The sequence below is a fragment of the Acinetobacter sp. BD54 genome (assembly GCF_044778325.1).
Classification (GTDB): Bacteria; Pseudomonadota; Gammaproteobacteria; order Pseudomonadales; family Moraxellaceae; genus Acinetobacter; species Acinetobacter baumannii.
This window is the reverse complement of record NZ_JANJEP010000009.1, coordinates 104,471-128,033: the sequence shown is the minus strand read 5'-3', so window position 1 is coordinate 128,033 and position 23,563 is coordinate 104,471. Positions and strand designations below refer to the sequence as shown.

20 protein-coding genes and 1 pseudogene are annotated in these 23,563 nt (G+C 37.4%); 18 read left to right on the top strand and 3 right to left on the bottom strand.

The window, feature by feature from the left end; all coding sequences use genetic code 11:
- From pseF to galE, 14 genes are all read left to right on the top strand, one after another.
- Positions 1–690: a pseudaminic acid cytidylyltransferase gene (pseF, locus tag NQ782_RS15045; RefSeq protein ID WP_001175205.1), complete on the top strand. Its 690-nt coding sequence runs from the start codon at positions 1–3 to the stop codon at positions 688–690.
- Complete coding sequence (gene pseG, locus NQ782_RS15040) at positions 648–1,769, top strand: UDP-2,4-diacetamido-2,4,6-trideoxy-beta-L-altropyranose hydrolase (RefSeq protein WP_227502018.1); 1,122 nt, start codon at positions 648–650, stop codon at positions 1,767–1,769. The genes pseF and pseG overlap by 43 nt, the downstream gene beginning before the upstream one ends.
- Positions 1,762–2,661, top strand: a complete 900-nt coding sequence (gene pseH, locus NQ782_RS15035) for a UDP-4-amino-4,6-dideoxy-N-acetyl-beta-L-altrosamine N-acetyltransferase (RefSeq protein WP_000472379.1) — start codon at positions 1,762–1,764, stop codon at positions 2,659–2,661. Before pseG ends, pseH begins: the two co-directional genes overlap by 8 nt.
- A 26-nt stretch (positions 2,662–2,687) precedes the next feature.
- Positions 2,688–3,725 carry a pseudaminic acid synthase gene (gene pseI, locus NQ782_RS15030; RefSeq protein WP_001166640.1) on the top strand — a complete coding sequence of 346 codons (1,038 nt, stop codon included), beginning with the start codon at positions 2,688–2,690 and terminating at the stop codon, positions 3,723–3,725.
- On the top strand, positions 3,726–4,928 hold the full coding sequence (locus NQ782_RS15025; RefSeq protein WP_001264634.1) for an oligosaccharide flippase family protein: 1,203 nt from the start codon (positions 3,726–3,728) through the stop codon (positions 4,926–4,928).
- Positions 4,915–5,838, top strand: coding sequence for a glycosyltransferase family 52 (locus tag NQ782_RS15020; protein WP_000892396.1), 924 nt, complete (start codon positions 4,915–4,917; stop codon positions 5,836–5,838). The genes NQ782_RS15025 and NQ782_RS15020 overlap by 14 nt, the downstream gene beginning before the upstream one ends.
- Positions 5,835–6,941, top strand: a complete 1,107-nt coding sequence (locus tag NQ782_RS15015; RefSeq protein WP_000610985.1) for a hypothetical protein — start codon at positions 5,835–5,837, stop codon at positions 6,939–6,941. Before NQ782_RS15020 ends, NQ782_RS15015 begins: the two co-directional genes overlap by 4 nt.
- 1 nt (position 6,942) lies before the next feature.
- Positions 6,943–7,986, top strand: coding sequence for a glycosyltransferase family 4 protein (locus NQ782_RS15010; protein WP_000697169.1), 1,044 nt, complete (start codon positions 6,943–6,945; stop codon positions 7,984–7,986).
- Positions 7,983–8,816, top strand: coding sequence for a glycosyltransferase (locus NQ782_RS15005; RefSeq protein WP_025466902.1), 834 nt, complete (start codon positions 7,983–7,985; stop codon positions 8,814–8,816). The genes NQ782_RS15010 and NQ782_RS15005 overlap by 4 nt, the downstream gene beginning before the upstream one ends.
- A 12-nt stretch (positions 8,817–8,828) precedes the next feature.
- A complete protein-coding gene (locus NQ782_RS15000; RefSeq protein WP_000826954.1) occupies positions 8,829–9,449 on the top strand; it encodes a sugar transferase in 621 nt (206 codons plus the stop codon).
- A gap of 24 nt (positions 9,450–9,473) precedes the next feature.
- On the top strand, positions 9,474–10,349 hold the full coding sequence (galU, locus tag NQ782_RS14995; RefSeq protein WP_000591442.1) for a UTP--glucose-1-phosphate uridylyltransferase GalU: 876 nt from the start codon (positions 9,474–9,476) through the stop codon (positions 10,347–10,349).
- Between the two features lie 115 nt (positions 10,350–10,464).
- Complete coding sequence (locus NQ782_RS14990; protein WP_000686137.1) at positions 10,465–11,727, top strand: nucleotide sugar dehydrogenase; 1,263 nt, start codon at positions 10,465–10,467, stop codon at positions 11,725–11,727.
- A complete protein-coding gene (pgi, locus tag NQ782_RS14985) occupies positions 11,724–13,394 on the top strand; it encodes a glucose-6-phosphate isomerase (RefSeq protein WP_000032723.1) in 1,671 nt (556 codons plus the stop codon). Before NQ782_RS14990 ends, pgi begins: the two co-directional genes overlap by 4 nt.
- Positions 13,387–14,403: a UDP-glucose 4-epimerase GalE gene (galE, locus tag NQ782_RS14980; RefSeq protein WP_001062913.1), complete on the top strand. Its 1,017-nt coding sequence runs from the start codon at positions 13,387–13,389 to the stop codon at positions 14,401–14,403. Before pgi ends, galE begins: the two co-directional genes overlap by 8 nt.
- A 43-nt stretch (positions 14,404–14,446) precedes the next feature.
- Here galE and NQ782_RS14975 read toward each other — a convergent pair whose 3' ends face one another.
- A complete protein-coding gene (locus tag NQ782_RS14975; protein WP_000209965.1) occupies positions 14,447–15,817 on the bottom strand; it encodes a phosphomannomutase/phosphoglucomutase in 1,371 nt (456 codons plus the stop codon).
- 374 nt (positions 15,818–16,191) lie between these two features.
- On the opposite strand from NQ782_RS14975, the gene lldP reads away from it, so the two are divergent.
- The 4 genes from lldP (at position 16,192) to dld (ending at position 21,811) form a co-directional block, all read left to right on the top strand.
- Positions 16,192–17,859, top strand: coding sequence for an L-lactate permease (gene lldP, locus NQ782_RS14970; RefSeq protein WP_011857993.1), 1,668 nt, complete (start codon positions 16,192–16,194; stop codon positions 17,857–17,859).
- 19 nt (positions 17,860–17,878) lie between these two features.
- Complete coding sequence (gene lldR, locus NQ782_RS14965) at positions 17,879–18,631, top strand: transcriptional regulator LldR (RefSeq protein ID WP_001222772.1); 753 nt, start codon at positions 17,879–17,881, stop codon at positions 18,629–18,631.
- Positions 18,628–19,779: an FMN-dependent L-lactate dehydrogenase LldD gene (gene lldD / locus NQ782_RS14960; protein ID WP_000587286.1), complete on the top strand. Its 1,152-nt coding sequence runs from the start codon at positions 18,628–18,630 to the stop codon at positions 19,777–19,779. Before lldR ends, lldD begins: the two co-directional genes overlap by 4 nt.
- 325 nt (positions 19,780–20,104) lie before the next feature.
- Positions 20,105–21,811 (top strand): D-lactate dehydrogenase, encoded by a 1,707-nt coding sequence (gene dld, locus NQ782_RS14955; RefSeq protein WP_199983558.1) that lies wholly within the window; start codon positions 20,105–20,107, stop codon positions 21,809–21,811.
- Between the two features lie 48 nt (positions 21,812–21,859).
- On the opposite strand, the gene NQ782_RS14950 is transcribed toward dld, so the two are convergent.
- Together NQ782_RS14950 and NQ782_RS14945 are read right to left on the bottom strand one after the other, a co-directional pair.
- A complete protein-coding gene (locus NQ782_RS14950; RefSeq protein ID WP_032009671.1) occupies positions 21,860–23,074 on the bottom strand; it encodes an amino acid aminotransferase in 1,215 nt (404 codons plus the stop codon).
- A 335-nt stretch (positions 23,075–23,409) separates the two neighbouring features.
- Positions 23,410–23,547 (bottom strand): annotated as a pseudogene (locus tag NQ782_RS14945) (hypothetical protein).
- Positions 23,548–23,563 lie beyond the last annotated feature (16 nt).

Genomic DNA, 23,563 nt, shown 5'->3' with positions numbered 1-23,563 from the left:
ATGCAACTGGCGGTTATTCCTGCGCGAGGTGGAAGCAAAAGAATTCCTCGTAAAAACATTAAAGACTTCTACGGTAAGCCCATGATTGCATGGTCTATAGAAGCAGCACTGAAAAGTGAATGTTTTGATGAGGTCTGGGTCTCGACTGATGATCAAGAAATTGCAGATATTGCAGTTAAGTTTGGAGCGAAAGTTCCATTCCTGCGACCAGCTCATTTGTCTGATGATTATGCAACTACAGCAGATGTCATGCAGCATGCGATACAAGCTTTTGCACAATTACGGGGTCAATCGCCAGACTTTGTTTGCTGTTTATATGCGACAGCACCGTTTGTACAGGTTGATGATCTGAAAACTGGGTTACAGCTATTACAATCTCACCCGCTAGATTATGCTTTTAGTGCAACGACTTTTGCTTTCCCGATTCAAAGAGCTATTAAATTGAATAAGGAGGGTAATGTTGAGATGTTCCAACCAGCAAACTTTAATAAGCGTTCTCAGGATTTAGAAGAAGCGTGGCATGACGCGGGGCAGTTCTACTGGGGAACGGCACAGGCATGGCAGGAAAAATATCCAGTTTTCTCAAGTAAGTCTCGAATTGTCGAGCTCCCTAGAACACGTGTGCAGGATATTGATACCCTAGAGGATTGGCAATTAGCAGAGATGTTATTTGGGGCTTTGAAATTATGATAATGCGGATAGGCTTTAGAGTTGATGCTGCTAAACATATTGGAACTGGTCACCTACAGCGCTGTTTAACTCTTGCTAATTATTTAAAGGCAAAGGGGCATCAATGTATTTTCTATTGTAGAGACTATGGGCAAGCTTTTTATAATTTAGTATTGAATGCAGGCTTCCAACTTGAAATTATAGGCCAAACAACAATTGGCAGTTTGCCAAAGTCGGAAAAAGACTGGTTAGGCATAAGTATAGAACAAGACAGTGAAGACTTTATTGAAAAAATAAAAGAGAAAACGATAGATATCTGTATCGTTGATCATTATGCATTAAATGTTAATTGGGAACGGATTATTCGGAAGCATGTTTCGAAGTTAATTGTTATAGACGATTTAGCTCGTGAACATGAATGTGAAATTCTATTAGATCAAAACTTTTTCCCATATTATAAGCAGCGCTATGATCTTACAACGCCATTAACAACTATTAAGTTGTTGGGGCCGGAATACTGCCTTCTTAAGAAAGAGTTTAGTCTGTTTAGATCATTGAGAAATCAAGAACAAATTAATAGTAATAAGATTTTGATTAACTTTGGTGGTGTAGGTAATTTTACACTTTTGCAAAAAGTTATATCTGTAATTAAACGTGTGGATAAGTATGATTATATTTTAATTACGGGAATGTTGGAGAAAGAGCAATTTCAGTATTTAGAGAGTTTAGTTACTGATAAATCAAATATCAAAATTATGCAATCATCATCAAATATGGCTGAATTAATGAATAGTTCAAGCTTTGCTATAGGGGCTTGTGGTTCAACGGTTTGGGAGCGTTTTTGTTTAGGGTTAAATGCAGCGTTAGTACAGGTAGCAGATAACCAGCGTATCTTATTAAGTTATTTGGCTGAGGAAGATTTAATTGATAATTTAGGCGATTGTAACGATTTAACAGAAGATCGATTATTCGAATTTTTAAGTAAATTAGATTTCACCAGTGTTTCTTACCGTCAAAGAAGAATCAAAATAATGGAACTTGTTGATGGACTTGGTGTTGTCAGAACATGTGAAAAAATCTTGGAGTTAAGTAATGTTTAAAGGAAAAATAAGACCAGTCCAACTGAAAGACGCAGAAATGATTTTAACATGGCGTAATCAAGATTCTGTCCGTATGAATATGTATAACCATGATATTATTGAATTAGATGCTCATCTGAAGTGGTTTAATTCTATTTTGGTAAATGATACTTGTCGTTATTTTATTTATGAACAAAATAATACACCATTAGGTGTGCTCTCCTTCAATGATATCGATTTCAAAAATAAGAAAGCATCTTGGGCTTTTTACTCTGGAGATACCACGGTACGAGGTATTGGTTCTGAGATGGAGCAACTGGCATTAGAGTATGCTTTTAATGAATTAGATTTAAATAAATTATGTTGTGAAGTTTTAGAGTTTAATTTTGCTGTTGTTAATTTCCATCGCAAATTTGGTTTTAAAATGGAAGGCATTAAGAAGCAGGATTACTATAGAGACGGTAAATTTTATGATATCTATCAGTTAGCTCTGTTCAAAAAAGATTATCAAAAAATACAGTCGCAAGCTTATAGCCCAATAGAAAAAAGCTATGTATGGAGTTTTTCTATTCCAGAGGAAAAAATTGATCAGTTTGCTACCTTGTCTGGCGATAAAAATCCTGTTCATTTGGATAAAGAGGCTGCGATTTCACTGGGTTTTGAAAATAGAATCGCCCATGGCGCTTTACTTGTTGCTGAGATATCAAAAGTTGCAGCTATGGACTATCCAAGTAGAAATGCAATTTATTTAGGACAAAACCTTGATTTTAAAGCTCCGATTTATCCAAATGTAGAGCTTACCGGAAAGGCGAAGTTAAAAACACAAATAGGACGTTATGTCATTATTGAGTATGGCGTTTATCAGGAAGAAAAACTTATAGCTCAAGGCGAATCCGAGTTTTTATTAAGCTAGTATTATCCATAAGATAGGTGAAGTAAATGCAAATAAATCATAGAAATATTGGTATACAGTATCCACCTTATGTGATAGCTGAGCTTTCTGCAAACCATAATGGGCATTTGGAAACTGCACTTAAAATTATTGAAGAAGCTAAGCGCTGTGGTGCAGATGCTGTTAAGTTACAAACTTACAGTGCGGATACTATTACATTAAACAGCCAAAACGAAGAATTTATGATTCGTGGTGGTTTATGGGATGGGCAGTCTCTATATGAGCTCTATCAAAAAGCACAAATGCCATGGGAGTGGCATAAACCGCTTTTTGACCACGCGCGCGCTTTAGATATTACGATTTTTAGCTCACCATTTGATCGGACTGCAGTTGATTTACTCGAAGACCTTAATGCGCCAGCATATAAAATTGCCTCTTTTGAAGCGGTCGATTTGCCATTAATTAAATATGTAGCTTCAACCGGCAAACCAATGATTATTTCAACAGGTATGGCGGACAAAGAAGAAATTGGGGAAGCAATTCAAGCTGCTTATGATGGTGGTTGCAAAGAGCTTGTAGTTTTGCATTGTGTAAGTGGTTACCCTGCTCCAGCGGAAGATTATAATTTGCTAACCATGGTTGATATGGCAAAATCTTTTAATGTTCAAGTAGGATTATCTGATCATACCTTAGATAATACAACAGCAATTGCAGCGGTTACATTAGGTGCATGTGTTATTGAAAAGCATTTTACACTCGACCGCAATGGTGGCGGACCAGACGATAGTTTCTCTTTGGAACCCATAGAATTACAACACTTGTGTCAATCTGCAAAAACTGCATGGCAGGCACTTGGTCGTGTAGACTACGGTAGAAAATCAAGTGAACAAGGTAATGTTAAATTTAGACGTTCACTTTACTTTGTAAAAGACTTAAAAGCAGGTGATGTGATTGACGAATCAAGTATCCGTAGTGTCCGTCCAGGGTTCGGTTTACCACCTAAATTTTATGATGAGATTCTAGGGAAAAAAGTAACGCAGAATATTAGTTTAAACACACCAGTAACGATGGATGTTATTGGCTAAATGCGGGTATTAAAAGATAGCTTTATTTATTTGATTGGGGAGCTTTTTGCAAAAAGTCTCCCTTTTCTGATGTTGCCTTACCTAACAAGAAAGCTTGGACCAGATGGCTTTGGTGAGTTGTCTTACTATTTAACCATGCTATCGTTATTTGGTATCTTTGTTGGTTTAAGCCAAGATGGAGCAGTTACGCGATACTTCTATTTTTATGGAAAAAAAGCGTTAAATACTGTGGTTAAGGCGGGATATTTATTTAATATTGCTATTTCTACTTTATTATTGCTTGGCTGTTGGTGGTTTAAAGCTGAAATTATGGCCTATGTTGTACTAGCTACTATGTTTCAGTCTTTTGTTAATGTCCAACTTGCATTGCGACAGTGCCAGAAGCAGCCACTTAAATATATTATCATTCAAATTATATTATCTTTAACTAATGTACTATTTACGGTTGCTGCACTTGAATACTTTAGCCAAGAGCTAGTAGCCTATCGAATATTGGCAATTGTTATAGCAAACTTGACTACATTCTTGATTGCAAGTTTAGTTTTGGGGGATCTGTTTAAAGATAGCTACCGCTTTACATGGCACAGATTACGTCTTGGTCTATTTTATATTTTTTCATTTGGGCTGCCACTCATTTTGCATCAATCTAGTTTCTTTGTTAAAGGACAACTAGATCGTATTTTTATTTACCAACAATACTCGAAAGCAGAACTAGGTGTGTACTCAGCAGGTGTACAAATAGCAGCTGTATTACCGATTGTGCTTATGGCACTCAATAAAGCAATTGTACCGTATTATTATCAAGGGCTTAAAGATAACTCGTTAACCATAGCAAAGATAAAAAAATACACATTGTACAGCTTGTCTTTAAGTATACTACCTGCAGTAGTCGGTTGGCTTTTACCTGAACAAGTGTATCTGTGGTTTTTAGGGCAAAGTTATGTGGGTACAAAGTATTATGTTGTGATGTATTTACTGGGCTTTGGAGCAAATCTTCCTTATCTCATAGTGGTAAATTATTTTTTTTATTATGGCAAAAATTTGTTAATTTCAAAAGTTACATTTTTCTCCGCCTTGATTTATTTAGTGAGCTTAATAGGTTTAATAAACCTTTCTCTTTCATTAATACCTTATGCATTACTTTTAAGTAATGTTGTTTGTGTGATGTTGTTATGGGTTTTGATTAATTATGCTAGAAAATAATAAACTTATAGTTTGCTTAACTCCTTTTCAAATGTTTCTAGCTGAAAAAATAATTAGCAGAGATGCTGGTAAATATACTTTGCTTTTTATAGAACATAGTGAAAATGAGAAAAATAATTATTATTTTAACTTGTTGTCAGAAAAGGTTAGTGCCGCCTATAAGTATAATGTTTGCAAAAGCAATGGTTTTTTGAAACTTTATTTTTATATTTGTTTTTTAATTAAACTTTATTTTGTTTCATCAAAATTTGATACTGTTTATCTTTCTACGATTAATGATAAGCATATTTATATTTTATTGCGTTTTTTTAATTTAAAAAAGATTATCACGTTTGATGATGGGATTGGGAACGTTTATAAAGATGGAGTCTATTTTGATGAAGACAATAATATAATTAATTATATTAAAGATAGAATAATCTCTCATTACACAATTTACAAAGATCTTGAAAATATAGTTGAGGCAAATAAGCTTAAATTGATTTCATTTAATGATTCTGAAATTACTAATAATGGTACTACAAATAAGATTTCTATTTTTTTAGGTCAACCTTATAAGGAATTTATGGGGGAGGATTTTGATTTTAGTCAGCTTAATGAAATTTTAAATTTATATAATATAAAGTACTATTTTCCACATCCTAGAGAAAGTGTTGTTTATAATGGGTATGAATACATAAAAACTCACTTTATATTTGAGGATTATATTCTTGATCTATTAAAGGAAAACTCTAATTTAGAAGTTAGTATTTACACTTTTTTAAGTAGTGCAGCATTAAATGTTGCAGATTATAAGCGAGTTAAAGTTTTTACTTTAGGGGATAGTGATCTTTTGATTAGGTATCGTAGATTATATGATATTTTTAGTAAGAAAGGAATTCCTAATTTAGAAGTTGAGTTTAAACTATGATTAATACTGGATCTCTTTATTTTCTTTTATTATTTTTAGCTTTTTTTAGTATAAATGATTTAGTAATTAATCCAGTTTATATACTTGGTGTCTTATGTGTTTTTTTGACAATTCCATTTATTAAATTTAGTGCAGTGAATAAACTGACTTTATATAGTTTTTTATTTTTTACTCTCATTTCATTTAATTTTATTTTAGGTTTTTATTTTCAGGATTTTTATTACAAAGAAATTTCTCCTCTTTATGTGTCAAGTATCCTTTTTGGATATTCTATTTTGCTAGGGACGCTGTTTTATGAGGTTGGTTTACGAACAAATCTTGAACAGAGAAAGCGGGTTTATTTTTTAATAAATAGAGCTCTAATGATCTTCATGCTCTTAGAGTTAATTACAAGATTAATGAATCCTGATTATTCGGAAATCTCATTTTATAAGTATAAGGATAGCGTATTGTATTATGACTCTAATTTTACTGGTATAGTTTTATGTGTTTTTTTAATGTTTTTTGTTTTTTTGCGAAAATATAAAATATATAATATTGGTAATTTTAGTTTTTGTGCCTATATTTTATTTTTGTTCTTAACTATTTCTAGAGCTTCAATAGTAGCTTTTTGTGTATCTTATGTTTGTGTGGTGCTATTTGGTAGGTATTTTAAGTATTTTGCTATCTTGATAATGGCAGTCTTATCTTATTTGTCTTTTAAGATGGTTAATATATATTTGTCTGGTGACAGCTTTGTAGATATAGATGGAAGTTTTAATTCTAAATTTTATATTATATCTCAGGCTATAGATTTATATGGAGACCTACCATTTTTGTTGAAATTTTTTGGTATAGGTCTAGCAAATTTTTCTAAGTATGCTGGTATTTTTGCTCATAATATAGTAGTAACATTTATTTTTGAATTGGGTGTTTTGGGTTCTTTATTATTTGTATCTTTTTTTATATATCTTTATTTTAGAACAAAAGGGGCAGTACTATATATATTAATGCCAGTCTTAGTTGGAGGTTTTTCTCTTTTTAGCGCATATTCAGCATTTTTATTTGTTTTGTCGGCAGCAGTTTGGGTAGAAATTAATAGTTTGAAACAAAGAGGGCGCTAAAGTGAAAATATTATTTTTTATAAACTCATTAAAGTATAAATCGGGTACAGAGCGAGTTGCCTGTGTGCTGGCTAATTTGTTTGTGGAAAAAATGAATTGTGATATTTCCATTATTAATCGAGATACCGACTTTTCATCAGTAGCTTACCCATTGAATGATAAAGTTAAAGTTTATAAGGTGTCGGGTAGTTATTCTAATTTTTTTTTAGATAGTGGAAAACTTTTAAATAGTATACAACCTGATTTTATTATTTCCCATAATATGGGGAAATTATCATTGTTACTTACATTTCTCAGCAGAGGACATGCAAAGCTAATCAGTCTTGAGCATGTAGCATTCAGTGTAAGACCTAAACTAGTTAGATTATTCTCTAATATCTTATACAAAAGGATAGATCAGGTGGTAGTACTGACCGAACAAGATAAGAAGTCCTATAGTTCATTTCATAAAAATATTATAAAAATAAATAATATTTCTCCTTATGATTTAGATGAAAACCATATCTATAATACTAATAGTAAAGATATTATTGCTGTAGGGCGTTTAACATATCAAAAAAATTATGAATCCTTATTAGAAAGTTGGGAAATTATCAGCAATAAAAGTCCCGAGTGGAATCTGAAGATTTATGGAACGGGTGAGAATCTGGATGATTTAACGAAAATTATTACTGAGCGGAAATTGAAAAATGTAAAGCTAATGGGAGCTGCTAGCAATATTGATGAAATATATAAAAAAGCGGCTTTTTTTGTAATGTCATCAAGATTTGAGGGATTGCCGATGGTATTGATAGAAGCCCAAACTTTCGGCTTACCTATAGTTTCTTATGATTGTCCTCATGGTCCATCGGAAGTTATTGACCATGAAGAAAATGGCTTACTTGTTGAAAACCAGAATAGTGAGGCTTTAGCGAAAGCAATTCAAAGATTGATCGATCAGCCAGAGGTACGGCTTGAGTATTCAAAAAGCGCGAAAAAAAGTGCTCAGAGATTCACAACAACTTCTATTTTAAATGAATGGAAGAATTTAGTAGGCTGTTTATGATGAATTTTTCTACATTATTATCTTTATATCATAAAGAAAAGCCTGAATATCTGGAAAAATGTTTTGAAAGTATTTGGAATAAGCAAAACTTAAAACCTAGCGAAATTGTATTAGTTTTAGATGGTCCAGTTGGCGATGAGCTTAACGCATGTGTACAAAAGTGGCAGTTAAAGATTGGAGATTATTTAAAAGTAGTTGCACTACCTCAAAATGTTGGGCTAGGAAAAGCATTAAATGAAGGTTTGAAACAGTGCAGTTATGAATGGGTTTTCCGTATGGATACGGATGATATTTGTACTCCAGATCGTTTTGAAAAGCAGCTTACTTTTATAAAGCAGAATCCTGAGGTTGTTTTATTTAGTGGGCAAGTGATGGAGTTTGATCAAGACATTTCTGATGCGAATGTTCTTAAATCTGTGCCAGTGACACATGAAGAAATTAAAGAATTTGCACAAAAGCGTTGTCCATTTAACCATATGACCGTGGCTTATAAACGAGATGTAATTTTAGGTTTAGGTGGTTACCAGCATCATTTATTTATGGAAGACTACAATTTGTGGCTACGTGTGATTGGCAATGGCTACCAAGTTGCAAATCTTCCAGATGTACTTTTATATGCTCGTGTTGGTAATGGCATGCATGCACGTCGTAAAGGTTTCGAATATATTAAAAGTGAAAAACAGTTACTAGATTTAAAAAAACAACTAAAGTTACAAAATCCTCTATATGCTAACATGCTGTTTATGGTACGTTCTGCGTTTAGACTACTACCAGCAAATTTATTAGGTAAAATTTATAATACCTTTCTTCGTAAAGATATTAAAAAATGAGTGAATGAAAATATGAAGCGTTTAGTAGACATAGTCATTTCTTTAATAGCTTTAACTGTTCTGTCGCCAATATTTCTGATCGTTGCTTATAAAGTCCGTAAAAATTTAGGTTCACCAATATTCTTTTACCAAGAAAGACCAGGTAAAGACGGAAAATTATTTAAAATGATTAAGTTCCGTTCAATGAAAGATGCTTTTGACGCTAATGGGAATCCATTGCCAGATGAAGCTCGTATTACTCCATTTGGTCAAAAATTGCGTTCAACTAGCCTGGATGAAATGCCACAGCTCATTAATGTATTAAAAGGTGACATGAGTGTAGTCGGCCCGCGTCCAATGCTAAAAGACTTTGTTGCCTTATATTCACCGGAACAAGCACGTCGTTTAGAAGTTCGCCCAGGTATGACAGGCTTGGCTCAGGTAAGTGGGCGTAACGAACTCGATTATGAGGAACGATTTAAATGTGATGTATGGTATGTAGATAACCACAACATTTGGGTCGACTTTAAAATCATGTTTAAAACAGTCAAAGTAATGTTAAGACGCGAAGGTATTAATGCACCAGGACATGTAGGACCATCTTTATTTAAAGGGAATAACGTCCAAGAAAATGTCGACTCATCTGTAAAGTAAATTTTATATCTTGAAATATTTCTTATGATCAAAAAAGCAGTTTTACCAGTAGCCGGTTTAGGTACACGTTTTCTACCAGCAAGTAAGTCTATTCCAAAGGAAATGGTAACGGTCGTTGATCGTCCTGCAATTGAATATGTAGTACGCGAGGCGGTAGAGGCTGGAATTGAACAAATTATTTTAGTCACTCACTCATCGAAAGCATCAATTGAAAATTATTTCGACCGAAACTTTGAGTTGGAAACCACTCTAGAACAAAAGAAAAAATTTGACTTGCTTGCAGAGATTACTCAAATTGTGCCCAAGCATGTAAGTGTTATCAGTGTAAGACAACCTCAACCTTTAGGTTTAGGGCATGCTGTTTTATGTGCGAAAAGTGTAGTGGGACAAGATGATTTTGCTGTGCTATTACCAGATGTATTGGTGAAAGATAGCTCTGGACAAAATGATTTATCTCGTATGATTTCTCGCTATAACTCAAGCCAAGCTGCACAAATCATGGTTGAAGCAGTGCCAGACCATTTAGTAGATCAATATGGGATTGTGGATGTAAAGCAAAGCCCAAATGAAGGCGAAAGTATTGCCATGCAGGGTATTGTTGAAAAACCCCCAGTAGGTTCTGCACCATCAAACTTATCGGTGGTTGGCCGCTATGTGCTACCTGCAAAGATTATGCAATTACTTGAGAGCACACCGAAAGGTGCAGGTAATGAAATTCAGTTAACTGATGCGATTGCAATGCTTCAAGACACAGATACTGTTGAAGCTTATCGTATGCAGGGGCAAACCTTTGACTGTGGTAGTAAGCTTGGCTATTTAAAAGCTGTACTACACTATGGGGTTGAACACCCTAAGTTAGGAAATGATTTTAAACAGTTAATTCAGGAACTTAAATTATAAAATTTTGTAGCTCTGCTTAACTATTTGTAAAAACGAATGAATATATGAGCAGAGCAATATATTCTCTTCCTGTAAAGGGAAGAGAATTTTATAGAATATTAAAATCAGGTGTACAATGAAAATCGCGGTATTTGGAACCACCTTACATGCTGGAGTAATGGCAGCATTATTAGCTGAATATGGTAATCAGATCTATTGGTGTACAAGTGTCACCTGCGAAGAAAATATTTCTATACTTTCTTATCAAGATCAAGAAGTTAATCATTATTTAAATAAACAGAGAAAAGCAGGTTTTTTAAAAGAAAGTCCTTTTTCTGAAATTCCTTTAGATATTGAAGTTTATTTATTTTGTTTTAGCCCAACACAAATCGAGCTTGCTTTAAAAACAGTGGAAAAGTTGAGTGAGCGCCCGATAGTTCATCCACGTTTAATGATCAATGGCTCTACTTTTGGTCTACATGGTACGAATCAATTAAAACAACATTTGCCAAAAGATGAGTGGGTTTATTTTCCTGATGTGATTCAAGAAGGAAATGCGATTAATAGCGTGCTGAACGTAAAACATGTAATTGTTGGTGTTGAATCGAGTTATGCTCAAGACACTATGCAAGAGCTGTTACGTCCTTTTTTCCGTTTTAGCTATCAATATTTATTTATGCCAATTTTAGATGCTGAATTTACAAAGCTCAGCATTTCGGGAATGTTGGCAACCCGTATTAGCTACATGAATGATTTGGCGATGGTGGCCGAAAAACTCGGTATTGATATTGCTAATGTAAAACATGGTATTGCTGCAGATACACGTATTGGTGCAGCCTATTTGTCGGCAGGTGTTGGATTTGGTGGTGAAAACTTTTCACATGATATTTTAACGCTTTCGAGTACTGTATCTGGAACAGGGGCTAAAAGTCGGTTGCTAGAGCAAGTGTGGGCGATTAATGAGCAACAAAAAGAAATTTTATTCCGTAAATTATGGAATTATTATCACTGTGATTTGAGCGGTAAAACTGTTGCGATCTGGGGGGCTTCATTTAAGGAAAACACCTCTAGCACTCATAACTCACCTATTCATATTTTGTTAGCTGCATTATGGGCACAAGGGGTAAAAGTACGTTTACATGACCCACAAGCCTTAGATGAGATCGCAACAACTTATGGAGACCGTGAAGATCTGGTTTTATGTGCTGACCAATATGAAGCCGTACAGGGTGCCCATGCTTTATGCTTAGTGACAGCATGGAAACAATATTGGAGCCCTGATTTTAAACAGTTACAACAAGTAATGCAGCATCCTCTTATTTTGGATGGGCGTAATATTTACGATCCGGCATATGTGAAAGCAAAAGGTTTCGCTTATGAAGGAGTAGGTCGATTATGAGTAAATTTATCGAGAAGTTTCCTAAAGAGTTAGTCTCGCCTATAGCGCAGCTTCATTCATTAGTTGAAAAGAATTCAAAATTACATATCAAAGAATTATTTGCAGCCGAGCAAGACCGCTTTCAAAACTATTCGGTAAAGTTCGATCAATTGGTTTTTGATTATAGTAAACACCGTATAACTAAAAGTGTTTTAGAACAATTGTTTGCTTTAGCAAAGACGAAACAATTGACTCACTGGATTGAGCGCTTATTTTCCCAAGACAAAGTCAATTGTACTGAGCAGCGTGCAGCTATGCACTGGGCCTTACGTTTACCATCGGAATATTCTAAATTTCCTGAACTCACAAAACAGGTTCATACTCAATTACAGCGTATGTACGCTTTGGTTGAAAAAATCCATGCTGGGCAATACCGCGGTGCTACGGGTGAAGTGATTCAGGATGTTGTTAATATTGGTGTAGGTGGTTCCGATTTAGGACCTCAAATGGTGACCCATGCACTATGCGATTTTAAAGTAAAAACTGCCAAACCTCTTAATGTACACTTCGTTTCGACTATGGATGGTAGCCAGTTATCAGATTTGCTCCATCAACTGCGTCCGGAAACGACTTTATTTATTATTTCTTCGAAGTCCTTTGGTACTATTGATACCTTATCAAATGCACAAACAGTTCGACAATGGCTTGAAAAAGCTTTAGGAAAGCATGACCGCGTTGTAAAAAGTCACTTCATTGGTGTATCTACAAAAGCTGAAAAAATGACTGAGTGGGGTATTGCTCCTGAAAATCAGTTGTTGCTTTGGGACTGGGTAGGTGGACGTTATTCTCTTTGGTCTTGTATTGGTTTCCCTATAGCGCTAACGATTGGTATAGAGGGCTTCCAACAGCTTTTAGCTGGTGCACATGCTGTCGATGAACACTTTCGAAATACAAGCTTTGAGCAAAATATACCGGTTCTCATGGCATTACTCGGTATTTGGAATAATAATTTTTTAAATATTCAGACCCATGCAGTATTACCTTATGACGGAAGATTAAAGTATTTTGCTGCCTATTTGCAGCAGCTTGAAATGGAGTCTAATGGTAAGTCGGTACAACGTGATGGTCAGAAAGTTGAATTAGATACTTGTCCGATTGTATGGGGTGAGGTTGGCCCAAATGCACAACATGCATTTTACCAGTTACTCCACCAAGGAACTCAGGCAGTAAGCTGTGATTTCATAGCACCGATCCAACGTTATAATGCAGATCACTTTACCTATGTAGAGAATGCTGAGGCATTGATTGAACAACATCACCTCGCATTATCAAATTGTTTGGCCCAATCACGTTTATTGGCTTTTGGTAATGAAGCTTTGGATTCAGCTGAATTAAAGAATTTACCAATTTATAAACAATATGAAGGTAATCAGCCAAGTTCGACATTACTTTTAAAAGAACTTAATCCATATAGTTTAGGGATGTTAATTGCTTTATATGAACATAAGGTATTTGTTCAGTCGGTAATTTGGAATATTAATCCGTTTGATCAATGGGGTGTTGAAAAAGGTAAGCAGATTGCTGATCAATTACTTCCAATTTTAAATGGTGCTCAAAATGATCTTTCAGCACTTGATGCTTCAACACGTGGTTTGATTAAAATTTTATTAGGAAAAGTCGATGGCTAAAATTTTAGTTACAGGTGGTGCAGGTTATATTGGTTCACACACTTGTGTAGAGCTTTTAGAAGCAGGCCATGAAGTTATTGTATTTGATAACCTTTCAAATAGCTCAAAAGAATCTTTAAATAGAGTTCAAGAGATCACACAAAAAAGTTTAACTTTTGTGGAGGGTGATATTCGGAATTCTGGTGAGCTTGACCAAGTGTTTCAAGAGCACGCAATTGATGCGGTTATTCATTTTGCAGGTTTAAAAGCAGTAGGTGAAAGCCAGGAAAAACCGCTTATTTATTTTGATAATAATATTGCGGGCAGTATTCAACTGGTTAAATCGATGGAAAAGGCAGGTGTCTATACACTTGTATTTAGCTCTTCTGCGACAGTATATGATGAAGCAAATACCTCTCCTTTAAATGAAGAAATGCCAACAGGTATGCCAAGTAATAACTATGGATATACAAAACTAATTGTTGAGCAATTATTACAAAAACTTTCAGTAGCTGACTCTAAATGGTCTATTGCCTTACTACGTTATTTTAACCCAGTAGGTGCACATAAGAGTGGGCGTATTGGTGAAGACCCGCAAGGTATTCCAAATAATTTAATGCCTTATGTGACTCAAGTTGCTGTGGGCCGCCGTGAGAAACTATCTATTTATGGTAATGATTACGATACAATAGATGGTACAGGTGTGCGAGATTATATCCATGTTGTTGACTTGGCGAATGCACATTTATGCGCTTTAAATAACCGCTTACAGGCGCAAGGTTGCCGTGCATGGAATATTGGTACAGGTAATGGTTCATCTGTTTTACAAGTCAAAAATACCTTTGAACAAGTGAATGGTGTACCTGTTGCTTTTGAGTTCGCTCCACGTAGAGCAGGGGATGTTGCGACTTCTTTTGCGGACAATGCTCGCGCAGTTGCTGAGTTGGGTTGGAAACCTCAATATGGCTTAGAAGATATGCTTAAGGATAGCTGGAATTGGCAAAAGCAGAATCCTAATGGCTACAATTAAATTCGGATAAAAAAGGAGCGATTTGCTCCTTTTTTATTTTTAATTAGTTCTGAATTAATCCAGTCAACTCATCTACATAATATTGCATTGGCTGAGCTTGACGATCTGCACGGCTTTCAATATTAAGACGTAACAAAGGCTCAGTATTTGAAGCACGGACGTTAAAGCGCCATGCGCCAAAGTCGAGGCTTACACCATCGGTACGGTCAATTTGTGGATTTTGATCGGCATAGAAGTCGAAAATCTTTTGAATCGTAGTTTGCGTATCGGCTACTTTAAAGTTGATTTCACCACTACAAGGGAACTTGACAATCATATTTTCAACGAGTGTTGAGAGAGATTGTCCTGTTTCAGAGAGTAGAGCAATGGTGAGTAACCAAGGAATCATACCACTGTCACAGTAAGCAAAATCACGGAAATAGTGGTGGGCACTCATTTCACCGCCGTATACGGCATTGTGTTCACGCATAACATCTTTAATAAATGCATGCCCCGATTTTGACTGTACAGCAACACCTTTATATTCGTCGACGATATCAAATGTGTTCCACACTAAACGTGGGTCATGCACAATTTTTTCGCCTGACTGTTTGATTAAGAAAGCTTGAGCCAATAAACCAACAATATAATAGCCTTCAATAAACTGACCTTTTTCATCGAACAAGAAACAGCGGTCAAAGTCGCCGTCCCATGCAATACCCATATCTGCTTTATGCTCAAGAACAGCATTTCGGGTACTGTCACGGTTTTCAATTAAAATTGGGTTAGGGATGCCATTTGGGAAAGTGCCATCTGCTTCATGATGAATTTTAATAAATTCAACCGGTACATTAAGCGCCTTAAATTTTTCTTCAATGGCATCAATCACGTGTCCAGCTGCACCATTACCCGCGTTTACCACTAACTTAAGTGGGCGGATTTTTGCTGGTTCAATATAGGTAATTAAGTGATCAACGAACTCAGGCAAAATGTTATAGCTTTGCGTTGTACCTTTTTGGCTAACTTCTTCAAAGTTATTGGTTTCGGCTAAAGTCTGTATTTCTTTTAAACCAGTATCGGCACTAATTGGACGAGCATTTTCTCGAACCAATTTCATACCGTTATAGTCCATTGGGTTATGACTCGCAGTTACTTCTATACCACCTTGTACGTCTAAATGAAAAGCTGCAAAGTACACTTCTTCAGTACCCGTCATGCCTAAATCAAGCACATTCACACCCGCATCATTTAAACCGCGGATGGTCGCTTGTTTTAAAGCCTCACTGCTTAGACGAATATCACAACCTACAACCACAGTTTTTGGTTTATAGATTTGTCCGTAAGCGCGGCCAATTTTATAGGCGATTTCTTCATTCAATTCGGTGCCGAGTTTGCCTCGGATATCATAAGCTTTAAAACACGTTAAAGTAGTCATTATTCAATTCAATACATGTGGTTTGAGTTGTGTGCACATTATACATAGATCATCAAATTGGTACGTTTATAGTTTTTATATTCAAATTTTGCACTTCATTTCTGTAGGTCATATTTAAGTTTATAAGAAAGTATTTTTAAGACTTTAGTCTAATATGAAAATTTCTAAATTAGAAAGAGCTTGATTTTACTTAGCACTATTGGTAATACCAATTTCGGTGATTATTTAATCATTGATCTTACCAATAACTGTGTTTATGATGCACATTGTGATTTAAGGAAAAACATTTGCATTTAAATTTTTAATTGGTCATACCAATTTGTGTAAATGTTGAGATTTTAAGGTACAAAAATTCGCCCCGGCATTTCAAGGAGATGACAATGCTCAATATGTGGCAACAACTTTATGACCCTTTAAATAATATTTGGCTGTCTAGTGCGGTTGCATTAATCCCGATTATTTTCTTCTTTTTGGCCTTGGCTGTTTTTCGTTTAAAAGGCAGTATCGCGGGTACGGGCACAGTTATTATTGCATTACTGATTGCGCTATTTTTCTATCAAATGCCTGGTCAAATGGCCTTTGCGTCAATCATTTACGGTTTCTTCTACGGTCTATGGCCAATTTCATGGATCATTATCGGGGCAGTTTTTCTATACAAGATTTCGGTAAAAACAGGCCAGTTTGAAGTTATCCGCTCAAGCATTCTATCTATTACCGAAGACCAACGTCTGCAAATGTTACTTGTTGGTTTTGCATTTGGTACTTTCCTTGAAGGAGCTGCGGGCTTTGGTGCTCCTGTCGCAATTACCGCTGCACTACTTGTCGGTTTAGGGTTTAAGCCACTTTACGCTGCTGGTTTATGTTTGATCGTAAATACAGCACCAGTTGCATTCGGTGCAATGGGTATTCCAATTATTGTGGCGGGACAGGTTTCCGGTGTAGACACTATGGAAATTAGCCAGATGGTGGGTCGTCAGTTGCCATTTTTAACCATTATTGTGCTGTTCTGGATTATGGCGATTATGGATGGCTGGCGTGGTGTTAAGGAAACTTGGCCTGCGGTATTGGTCGGTGGTGGTGCTTTTGCGATTGCTCAGTATCTCACCTCTAACTTTATTGGCCCTGAGTTACCAGACATTACCGCAGCAATTGCTTCATTGGTCAGCCTGACGTTGTTATTCCGTGTTTGGAAACCAAAACATATTTTCCGTTTTGAACCTGAAGCAGGCCAGACTTTGACTCAGCAACCTACAACAGTTCAACGTTATAGCATTGGGAAAATTGCAAAGGCATGGTCTCCATTTGCTATTTTAACGGTAATGGTCACGATCTGGAGCGTTAAGCCATTTAAAGCATTATTTGCAAAAGATGGTGCTCTTGAACACTGGATTTTTAAACTTGAAGTGCCGTATTTACACAAATTGGTCGAGAAAATGCCACCGATTGTGTCCGAGATGAAACCATACGAAGCGATTTATAAGTTTGACTGGTTCTCTGCAACAGGTACTGCAATTTTTATTGCTGCAATCATCACAGTTATTTTCTTAAAAATGAAAGCAAGTGAGGCAGTAACAACCTTCGGTGAAACGCTCAATGAGTTAAAAACACCGATTTACTCGATTGGTATGGTGTTGGCATTTGCTTTTATTGCGAACTATTCAGGTTTATCTGCAACTTTGGCTTTGGCTCTATCGCATACGGGTCATGCGTTTACTTTCTTCTCGCCATTTTTGGGTTGGCTTGGTGTGTTCCTTACTGGTTCAGACACTTCTTCAAATGCTTTGTTCTCGGCACTACAGGCAACTACAGCTCAGCAAATTGGTATTCCGGAAGTGTTATTGGTCGCTGCTAATACCAGCGGTGGTGTGACAGGTAAAATGATTTCTCCTCAGTCGATTGCCATTGCTTGTGCAGCGGTAGGGTTAGTTGGAAAAGAATCTGACTTGTTCCGTTTCACGGTAAAACATAGCATCATATTCACTGTCTTTGTTGGCATCATTATTACGGTTCAGGCTTATCTGGTGCCGTGGATGATTCCATAACTCCAGTGAAGGAAACGCGATGAGAATCTCCGATCAAGTGGTCATGAAATTGCAGGCATTAATTGAAGAGCGTCACATGAAAAAAGGTGATCGTTTGCCTGCCGAGCGCCAGCTTGCAACTAGCTTAGGAGTTTCTCGTCCGTCTTTGCGTGAAGCAATTCAACAGCTCAATAGTCAAGGTGTACTGATTAGTCGCCGTGGCGATGGAACTTATATTCAGCAATTACCTGAACAATGGCCACAGCAATTGATTGTGAACCCAATCAGCAACCTGATTGAAGAAGATCCGTTATACCGTTTTGATGTGCAAGAGGCGCGTTTGGTGCTTGAAGGGGGGACGGCATGGTATGCCGCGTTACGTTCGACCCCAGAAGATCGCGCCAAAATTCATCATTATTTTAATGAAATTAGCCGCCATCAAAATGCGGGTGACTCAGCACAGGCTGCGGTCGCGGATGCTGAATTCCACTTAGCGATTGCTGAAGCATCTCACAATGTGGTGCTGATTCAAATGATGCGAAGTCTATTTGATTTGCTGCAATACAACGTCTTGTTAGGGCGTAAGAAAGTTTATAACGACCCCGTAAATGGTGACTTGCTGAGCGAGCAGCATTTTCAGGTGATGGATGCTATTGATCGTAAAGATCCCGAGGCCGCACGCCAAGCTGTCTGCGGTCATATTGAATTTGTGATTAATCATGTGCGTTCTCTGGATGAAGACGAAGCTCGCCAGAAACGTGCAAACCGTTTAAATAGAGTTGATTCAAAATGATTATTTCTTCTGGCAATGATTATCGTGCTGCGGCACAACGTCGCTTACCCCCATTTTTATTTCACTATATTGATGGTGGAGCGTATGCGGAATATACCTTAAAGCGTAACGTACAAGATTTGTCAGAAATTGCATTGCGTCAGCGTGTGCTGAATGACATGTCCGCGTTGAGTTTAGAGACAAAACTGTTTAATGAAACGCTATCGATGCCAGTTGCCTTGGCGCCTGTGGGTTTAACAGGTATGTATGCACGCCGTGGTGAAGTACAAGCCGCAATGGCAGCCGATAAAAAAGGTATTCCATTTACGCTTTCAACGGTTTCTGTTTGCCCGATTGAGGAAGTTGCACCTGCAATTAACCGTCCGATGTGGTTCCAGCTTTATGTGTTACGTGACCGCGGTTTTATGCGTAATGCTTTGGAACGTGCAAAAGCGGCGGGTTGTTCAACACTGGTGTTTACCGTAGATATGCCTGTGCCGGGTGCACGTTATCGTGATGCCCATTCGGGTATGAGTGGGCCAAATGCTGCGATGCGCCGTTATATGCAGTCAGTGTTTCATCCGCACTGGTCATGGAATGTGGGCTTAATGGGTCGTCCGCACGACTTGGGAAATATCTCTAAATATTTAGGTAAGCCGACTGGGCTTGAAGATTATATTGGTTGGTTAGGCTCGAACTTTGACCCATCCATTTCATGGAAAGACCTTGAGTGGATTCGTGAGTTTTGGGATGGCCCAATGGTGATTAAAGGTATTTTAGATCCTGAAGATGCCAAAGATGCTGTGCGTTTTGGTGCAGATGGGATTGTAGTGTCGAATCACGGCGGTCGTCAGTTAGATGGCGTGATGTCTTCTGCTCGTGCATTGCCTGCAATTGCTGATGCAGTCAAAGGTGACTTAGCAATTTTGGCTGACTCAGGCATTCGTAATGGTTTAGACGTGGTGCGCATGTTGGCGCTTGGTGCGGATACGGTTTTACTTGGCCGTGCGTTTGTTTATGCCTTGGCAGCAGCAGGTGGACAAGGTGTGTCGAACTTACTTGATTTAATTGATAAGGAAATGCGTGTTGCGATGACCTTAACGGGTGCTAAGTCGATTTCGGATATTAATACGGATTGTTTAGTACAGGCGATTAAACAAGGACTTTAAAACATAGTAAGTGAAGCAGTAAGCACAGCCTCAAAATTTGGTGATTTGCTGATGTTTTACGTATAGGCATTTGTCACTTTTGAAAGGTCAAAAGTAACCAAAAACCTTTTGTTGAGCAAACCGTACTTCCTTGTACGGTTGCTCAACAGGCGGCATCCCTGCCGCCAATGCGTCGCCAATTTGCATTAAATCTAATACCTAGAGATTAGCTGCTGGTGCTAAGCGTCAATGAGCTGCTTACATCGAAGTTTTCCCTGTAAGACTACGTCGTGTTGCTCTAAATTTAAAAAAACTATGTGGTATGGATGACCAAAAGGAAACCATCATGCAAACATTTTCTCCTCAAGCAGTAATCGAACATTTACAGAATATTGTAGGGCGTTCTTATGTTTTGACCGATGATCAAAGTACGCGTCAGTACCGTCAAGGTCGTCGTTTTGGTGAGGGGAAAGTGCTTGCAGTGGTTGTACCAGGGACCTTGCTAGAGCAATGGCAAGTGTTGCAGGCTGCAATTGAGGCAGACTGTATTGTCATTATGCAGGCAGCAAATACAGGACTCACCGGTGGTTCAACTCCGTATGGTGATGATTATGACCGTCCTGTTTTGGTTATGAGTACGCGCCGATTAAAGGGTATTCAAGTCATCCATGATGGCAAGCAGGTCATTTGTTTACCGGGTGCGACCTTAGATAATTTAGAGCAAATTTTAAAAGGCTATAATCGTGAACCACATTCGGTGATTGGTTCATCTTGTATTGGTGCATCAGTACTTGGTGGTGTATGTAATAACTCTGGTGGTGCCTTGGTACGCCGTGGTCCTGCGTATACGGAACTGGCGTTATATGCTCAGGTCAATGCTGCTGGTCAATTAGAGCTGGTGAACCATTTAGGGGTGAATTTAGGCTCGACACCCGAAGAAATTTTGACTCGTTTAGAGAAGCAGCAATACCAAGCCGTAGATATTTTAGATGATAGTGAAAAGCAGGCATCAGATCATCGCTATGCACATGATGTGAAACAGGTCGATGAAGATACGCCTGCTCGTTTTAATGCAGACCCGTCACGATTGTTTGAAGCATCAGGTTCGGCAGGTAAAGTCTGTGTGTTTGCTGTACGCCTTGATACCTATGAAAAAGTAGAGAGCAGTGTTTTTTATATTGGTAGTAATGATGCTGATGATTTAACGGCCATTCGTCGTTACTTACTGACCTCTCTGCCAAGCCTACCGATTGCAGGCGAATATATTCACCGTGACGCTTACTTGATTGGTGAAAAGTACGGAAAAGACACCTTCTTATTTATTGAAAAGTTTGGTACAGCCAATGTTCCAAAAGCTTTCGCGATGAAAGATAAAGTCGATGGCTTTTTAGAAAAATTTAAAATTAAAGGCTTAACAGACCAGATTTTACAGGCGATTACCTTCTTTTTACCGAGTCATTTGCCGAAGCGTATGACCGAATATCGAGATCGTTATGAGCACCATTTAGTGCTGCGTGTCGAAAATAATTCAAAAGTACAGACCGAGCAGTTTTTAAAAGAATATTTTGCAGTACATCAGTCAGGTCACTATTTTGTATGCAGTGAAGAGGAAGGTCGAAAGGCGTTCTTACACCGTTTTGCGATTGCGGGGGCAGCAATTCGTTATCGTGATACGCACCGTAGTGAAGTTGAAGATATTGTAGCGCTTGATATTGCGTTACGTCGTAATGACCGTGAATGGGTAGAGCAATTGCCAGCCGAGATGGAAAAGAAAATCATCCATAAACTCTATTATGGGCATTTCTTTTGTCATGTGTTCCATCAGGACTATATTCTTAAAAAGGGCAATGACCCGTTAGAAATGGAACATCAAATGTGGAAATTACTCGATGCGCGCCGTGCTGAATATCCGGCAGAGCATAATGTTGGGCACCTTTACATTGCCAAACCTGCATTAGCCAATTTCTATCAAAAACTCGACCCAACCAATAGCTTTAATGTAGGTATTGGCCATACCTCAAAACTGAAATATTGGGGTAAGGCTAAATCTTAATATCGAGACATAAAAAAAGGCGCCGAAGCGCCTTTTTTAATAGATGATTTATGCTACTTCTACTGATTTAGCAAGCACTTCAGCCATCGCTTTAGCAACAGTGTAAACATTGTTCATGTTTAAACCTGCTACACAAATACGACCACTACGTACTAAGTAGATTGCATATTCTTCACGCAAGATGTCCACTTGCTCAGCAGTTAAACCTGTGTAACTGAACATACCTTTTTGGTTTACAAGGTAGCTAAAGTCACGGTCTGGTAGTGCTTTAGTAAGTTCGTCTTTCAAGATGCTACGCATTTTAATAATACGCTCACGCATCTCTTTTACTTCACCTTGCCATTTTTGGTTAAGTTCAGCGTCATTTAACACTTCATCAACTAACCAAGCGCCTGTAGTAGGAGGGCTAGAGTAAATACGGCGTACAGTCGCTTTTAACTGACCGAATGTGCACTGAGCAGCTTCTGCATCGTCACATACGAAAGTTAAGCCGCCAACGCGTTCGCCATATAAAGAGAAGATTTTAGAGAACGAGTTGCTCACAATGAAGTTTAGACCCGCTTGGTCTAAAGCACGAATTGCATACGCATCTTCTTCCATACCATCACCAAAACCTTGGTAAGCAATGTCTAGGAATGGAATAAGGTTACGGTCTTTTAATACTGCAATTACTTGGTCCCATTGCGCTGGGTTTAAATCAGCACCAGTTGGGTTATGGCAGCATGGGTGCAACAACACAATGCTTTGCTCAGGCAAAGTTTTAAGTGTAGAAAGCATACCGTCAAAATCTACACCACGCGTTTCTGCATCGAAATATGGGTAGAAATGAGTCTTAATGCCAGCGCCATTGAAAATGGCAACGTGGTTATCCCAAGTTGGTTGGCTTACCCAAACGTCTGAATTTGGGAAATAAGTTTTTAAGAAATCTGCACCAACTTTTAATGCACCTGAACCACCAAGTGTTTGGATAGTTACAGCACGGCCAGCTTTAACTGCTGGGCTGTTTGCACCAAATAAAAGTGCTTGAATTGCTTCACGGTAAGGTTTGAAGCCTTCCATTGGCAAATAAAGTTTGGTTTTACCGTTCTTAGGCTCAATACGCTTTTGCGCCTCGATAATGGTCTCTAACTGAGGAACAATGCTGTCTTCGTTATAATAAAGACCAATACTCAAGTTTACTTTTTCAGAACGAGTATCAGCATTGAACTGTTCCATTAAAGAGAGAATTGGATCGCCTGCGTATGGGGGGATATGTTGAAACATCAAAAAAGTCCTTTCATTCAACAATATGCATAGTGCTGGGTTTTTTCTGTCTCGAAAAATACGCCACAACTATGTCGATGCTCAATAATGTATCAATAAAGCTACCGTGAAGCACCTGATAATTTCACTAATATCGATATTTTCTGGATGAAAATGATAAAAAGATTTAAAAGAAATTACGGTAAATAGAAACTAATTTCTAACTCATGCTTTCATTCAAGCAGATTGTCTACAATCTTGCTGTAATACATTGGTTGTAGACTAAAGTTTGAAACAAAAGATTAGAGGCCGAAAAGCAACTAAAAAAGTGCCATAAATCTATAGGTAAATTAATATTAAGTAACTGTTTTATATATATTAATTTGCAAGTGGTTTAATTGTTTAAATATAAGGTGATATAAGCGGTCAGGCTATAAAAATTGACCTGATACGTTCTGAAAAGTGTCAACAATCACCTTGATTTTTTCATTCATACCGCTATAAAACTCA

Bases quoted from the DNA above. Each gene is read 5' to 3' on its own strand.
- pseF (WP_001175205.1), top strand. From the start codon at position 1: ATGCAACTGGCGGTTATTCCTGCGCGAGGTGGAAGCAAAAGAATTCCT.
- pseH (WP_000472379.1), top strand. From the start codon at position 1,762: ATGTTTAAAGGAAAAATAAGACCAGTCCAACTGAAAGACGCAGAAATG.
- pseI (WP_001166640.1), top strand. From the start codon at position 2,688: ATGCAAATAAATCATAGAAATATTGGTATACAGTATCCACCTTATGTG.
- NQ782_RS15025 (WP_001264634.1), top strand. From the start codon at position 3,726: ATGCGGGTATTAAAAGATAGCTTTATTTATTTGATTGGGGAGCTTTTT.
- NQ782_RS15020 (WP_000892396.1), top strand. From the start codon at position 4,915: ATGCTAGAAAATAATAAACTTATAGTTTGCTTAACTCCTTTTCAAATG.
- NQ782_RS15015 (WP_000610985.1), top strand. From the start codon at position 5,835: ATGATTAATACTGGATCTCTTTATTTTCTTTTATTATTTTTAGCTTTT.
- NQ782_RS15005 (WP_025466902.1), top strand. From the start codon at position 7,983: ATGATGAATTTTTCTACATTATTATCTTTATATCATAAAGAAAAGCCT.
- NQ782_RS15000 (WP_000826954.1), top strand. From the start codon at position 8,829: ATGAAGCGTTTAGTAGACATAGTCATTTCTTTAATAGCTTTAACTGTT.
- galU (WP_000591442.1), top strand. From the start codon at position 9,474: ATGATCAAAAAAGCAGTTTTACCAGTAGCCGGTTTAGGTACACGTTTT.
- NQ782_RS14990 (WP_000686137.1), top strand. From the start codon at position 10,465: ATGAAAATCGCGGTATTTGGAACCACCTTACATGCTGGAGTAATGGCA.
- pgi (WP_000032723.1), top strand. From the start codon at position 11,724: ATGAGTAAATTTATCGAGAAGTTTCCTAAAGAGTTAGTCTCGCCTATA.
- galE (WP_001062913.1), top strand. From the start codon at position 13,387: ATGGCTAAAATTTTAGTTACAGGTGGTGCAGGTTATATTGGTTCACAC.
- NQ782_RS14975 (WP_000209965.1), bottom strand. From the start codon at position 15,817: ATGACTACTTTAACGTGTTTTAAAGCTTATGATATCCGAGGCAAACTC.
- lldP (WP_011857993.1), top strand. From the start codon at position 16,192: ATGACAATGCTCAATATGTGGCAACAACTTTATGACCCTTTAAATAAT.
- lldR (WP_001222772.1), top strand. From the start codon at position 17,879: ATGAGAATCTCCGATCAAGTGGTCATGAAATTGCAGGCATTAATTGAA.
- lldD (WP_000587286.1), top strand. From the start codon at position 18,628: ATGATTATTTCTTCTGGCAATGATTATCGTGCTGCGGCACAACGTCGC.
- dld (WP_199983558.1), top strand. From the start codon at position 20,105: ATGCAAACATTTTCTCCTCAAGCAGTAATCGAACATTTACAGAATATT.
- NQ782_RS14950 (WP_032009671.1), bottom strand. From the start codon at position 23,074: ATGTTTCAACATATCCCCCCATACGCAGGCGATCCAATTCTCTCTTTA.